A 3996-nucleotide genomic window follows, 5' to 3' on the forward strand; every position below is an offset into this window, starting at 1 on the left:
GCACCGCGTCGACCGGGCCCAGGTCGGCCGGCGACAGCGCCGGGCCCGCGGTCTTCACCAGCCGCCGGCCCCCGACGGGGTACTCGCCTGGCGGGTCGAAGGTCGGGTCCGTCAGCAGCCGGACCCCACCGAGCCGGAGGAGCGCGGTGGGGCCGCCGACGTAGTGCAAGATCGTCATGGCAGTGCCAAGGACCCGCGGGCCGCCGCTATTCCGCAGCACTGAACTGCTCCCGCAGCTCGACCTTCCGCACCTTCCCGCTGACCGTCATCGGGAACTCCGCCATGATCCGCAGATGCCGCGGGATCTTGTAGTGCGCGAGCCGGTTCTCGCAGTAGTGGGCCAGCTCGCGCCGGGAGAGCGCGTGCTGCGGGTCGCTGAGGATGACGCAGGCGAGGATCTCCTCGCCGTACGTCTCGTCCGGCACGCCCACCACCTGCACGTCGGCGATCTTGGGATGGGTGTGCAGGAACTCCTCGATCTCGCGCGGGTAGACGTTCTCGCCGCCCCTTATGATCATGTCCTTGATCCGGCCGACGATCTCCACGCAGCCGTCGTCGCGCATCCGCGCGAGGTCGCCGGTGTGCATCCAGCGGCCGGCGTCGATGGCCTCGGCGGTGCGCTCCGGCTGCTCCCAGTAGCCCTGCATGACGCTGTAGCCGCGGGTGCACAGCTCGCCCGCGGTGCCGCGGGGCATGGTCACGCCGGTGACCGGGTCGACGACCTTGACCTCGATGTGCGGCAGGACGCGGCCGACGGTGGCGGTGCGGCGCTCCAGGTCGTCCTCGCGCCGGGTCTGCAGGGAGACGGGGGAGGTCTCGGTCATGCCGTAGCAGATGGTCACCTCCGCCATGTGCATCTCGTTGACCACCCGCTTCATCACCTCGACCGGGCACGGCGAGCCGGCCATGATCCCGGTGCGCAGCGACGTCAGGTCGTACAGGGCGAAGTCGGTCAGGGCCAGTTCGGCGACGAACATGGTGGGCACCCCGTACAGCGAGGTGCAGCGCTCCTGTTCGACGGCCGCGAGGGTGGCCGCGGGGTCGAACGAGGGGCCCGGGACGACGATGCAGGCGCCGTGGCTGGTGGCCGCGAGGTTGCCCATCACCATGCCGAAGCAGTGGTAGTACGGGACGGGGATGCAGACCCGGTCCTCCTCGGTGTAGCCCAGCGTCTCGCCCACGAAGTAGCCGTTGTTGAGGATGCTGTGGTGCGAGAGGGTCGCGCCCTTGGCGAAGCCGGTGGTGCCGGAGGTGTACTGGATGTTGACCGGGTCGTCGCAGGACAGCAGCGCCTCGCGCTCGCGGGCCCGCTCCGGGGGCACGGTGCGGCCGGCCTCGATCAGCCGGCCCCAGCCGGCGTGGCCGATGTAGAAGACGTTGCGCAGGGCCGGGCAGCTGCCGCGTACCTGCTCGACCATCCGCCGGTAGTCGCTGGACTTGTGCGCCAGCGAGGCGACGAGCAGGGAGATGCCGGACTGGTTGAGGACGTACTCCAGCTCGTGCACGCGGTAGGCGGGGTTGATGGTGACCATCACCGCGCCGATACGGGCGGAGGCGTACTGCACGAGCACCCACTCCGGGCAGTTGACCGCCCAGATGCCGATGCGCTCGCCCTTGGCGACGCCGCGGGCGAGCAGCCCGCGCGCCACCTCGTCGACGGCGGCCCCGAACTCCGCGTACGTCCAGCGGCGCCCGGAGGGCACGTCGACGAGGGCCTCGCGGTCGGGGTGGGCGGCGATGGCGCGATCCAGGTTGGCACCGATGGTGTCGCCCAGCAGCGCTGTGGTGCCGGTACCGCCGGTGTAGGACGGCTCTGGGGTCACGGGTGGTCCTCCTCGCGGTACTCGTCGGCGGAGCCGGCGGCGGTCGCCTCGCGCAGCTGCACGCGGCGGATCTTGCCGGAGACGGTCTTGGGCAGGTCGGCGAACTCCAGCCGCCGGACGCGCTTGTACGGGGCGAGCACGGCGCGGGAGTGCGCGAAGATCGCCGCCGCGGCGGCGGGGCCCGGCTCCCAGCCGGCGGCGAGCACGACGTACGCCTTGGGCACGGCGAGCCGCAGCGGGTCGGGCGCGGGCACGACGGCGGCCTCGGCGACCGCCTCGTGCTCCAGCAGCGCGCTCTCCAGCTCGAAGGGGCTGATCTTGTAGTCGCTGGCCTTGAAGACGTCGTCGCTGCGCCCGATGTACGTGATGTAGCCCTCGGCGTCGCGGGCGCCGATGTCGCCGGTGCGGTAGTAGCCGTCGGCCATGGCCTCGGCGGTGCGGGCGGGGTCGCCCTCGTAGCCCGTCATCAGGCCCACGGGGCGCGCTGACAGGTCGAGGCAGATCTCGCCCTCGTCGGCGGGCTTGCCGCTGACGGGGTCCAGGAGCACGACGTCGTATCCGGGAGTGGGACGGCCCATGGACCCCAGCTTGACGGGCTGCCCGGGGGAGTTGGCGATCTGCACCGCGGTCTCGGTCTGGCCGAAGCCGTCGCGGATGGTCAGCTTCCAGGCCCGCCGGACGGCCTCGATGACCTCCGGGTTGAGGGGTTCACCTGCGGCGACGGCCTCGCGCGGCGGGGTGGCGAGGCCGCTGAGGTCGGATTGGACGAGCATGCGCCAGACGGTGGGCGGGGCGCAGAAAGTTGTCACGCCGCCGCGCGCCATGGCGCCGAGCAGCGCCCCGGCGTCGAAGCGCGTGTAGTTGTACAGGAAGACGGTCGCCTCCGCGTTCCAGGGCGCGAAGAGGTTGGACCAGGCGTGCTTGGCCCAGCCGGGCGAGGAGATGTTCAGGTGGACGTCGCCCGGCCGGATGCCGATCCAGTACATCGTCGCCAGGTGGCCGACGGGGTACGAGACATGGGTGTGCTCGACGAGCTTGGGGAGCGCGGTGGTGCCGGAGGTGAAGTAGAGCATCAGGGTGTCGCCGGCGGCCGTCGGGCCGTCGGGCGTGAAGGCGGCGGGGGCCTCGTACGCGTCCTCGTACGGGAGCCAGCCCGGCGAGCTGCCGCCGACCGAGATGCGGGTGTAGTCGCCGGGCACCTCGGCGAACTTGGCCTCGTCGGCGGCCCGTACGAGCACGTGGCGGGCGCCGCCGCGCTCGATGCGGTCGGCGAGGTCGGCCGGGCCGAGGAGCGGCGTGGCGGGGATGACGACGGCGCGGAGCTTCATCGCGGCGAGCGCGGTCTCCCACAACTCGGCCTGGTTGCCGAGCATGACGACGATCCGGTCGCCGGCGCGCACGCCCTGGGCGCGCAGCCAGTTCGCCACCCGGTTCGAGCGCTCACTCATCCGGGTGAAACTCAACTTCGTCTCGCGGCCGTCCTCCTCGACGATGTGGAGGGCCGTGCGCTCGTTGCCCTCGGCGACGGCGTCGAACCAGTCGAGTGCCCAGTTGAAGCGCTCCGGCCTGGGCCAGGAGAAGCCGGCGCGGGCGGCGGCGTAGTCCTCCCTCCGCCGCAGCAGAAAGTCCCGCGCGGACCGGAAGTCCGCGGTCGGATTCGATGCCGTCACATGTCCTCCTCGTACGGCGGCGGCTCGCTAGCATCGTGCTGCGAGTGACGTACGCCTCACTACCCCCATACGGGGGTGCCCTGCCGCCGGCCACGCCGGCGATACCCCGTCAGCATCAGGGAGCGAGCGAGATGCCGGAGACCGTGGACGCAGCGGAGGTGCGCGGCGCGCTGGCCCGGCTGCGCCGGGGCGGCGGCGTGCCCGTCGCCTTCGGCGGGCTGCTCACGGACGGCGGCCGCAAGCTGCGGATCAGCGAGCTGAGCGGGACGGTGACGCTGTCCCTGCAGGGACTCGGGGTGGCCACGGGCAACGGGCTCGGCGGCAAGGCCATCGCCTTCTCCCGCCCCTGCGCGGTCACCGACTACACCTCGTCCCGCGCCATCAGCCACGAGTACGACGGCCCGGTGGGCGCCGAGGGGCTGCGCTCGGTGCTGGCGGTGCCCGTCGTCGTACGCGGCCGGGTGCGGGCCGTGCTCTACGGGGCGCTGCGCGACTCGCTGCCG

The 3996-nt window shown here is 72.2% G+C and carries 3 protein-coding genes and 1 pseudogene; 1 reads left to right on the forward strand and 3 read right to left on the reverse strand.

The window, feature by feature from the left end; translation table 11 throughout:
• The 3 genes and pseudogenes from H5J30_RS36890 to H5J30_RS20795 form a co-directional block, all read right to left on the reverse strand.
• Window positions 1-178, reverse strand: a pseudogene (locus H5J30_RS36890) (MBL fold metallo-hydrolase); the annotation flags it as partial.
• A 28-nt stretch (window positions 179-206) separates the two neighbouring features.
• Window positions 207-1823, reverse strand: coding sequence for an AMP-binding protein (locus tag H5J30_RS20790; RefSeq protein ID WP_181788909.1), 1617 nt, complete (start codon window positions 1821-1823; stop codon window positions 207-209).
• Window positions 1820-3493, reverse strand: coding sequence for an AMP-binding protein (locus H5J30_RS20795; protein WP_181788910.1), 1674 nt, complete (start codon window positions 3491-3493; stop codon window positions 1820-1822). The genes H5J30_RS20790 and H5J30_RS20795 overlap by 4 nt, the downstream gene beginning before the upstream one ends.
• Window positions 3494-3624: 131 nt before the next feature.
• Here H5J30_RS20795 and H5J30_RS20800 point away from each other — a divergent pair.
• Window positions 3625-3996, forward strand: a 372-nt coding sequence (locus H5J30_RS20800; protein WP_181788911.1) for a GAF domain-containing protein, incomplete at its 3' end; no start/stop codon positions are given.

The sequence above is a fragment of the Streptomyces phytophilus genome, from assembly GCF_013870535.1.
GTDB lineage: Bacteria > Actinomycetota > Actinomycetes > Streptomycetales > Streptomycetaceae > Streptomyces > Streptomyces phytophilus.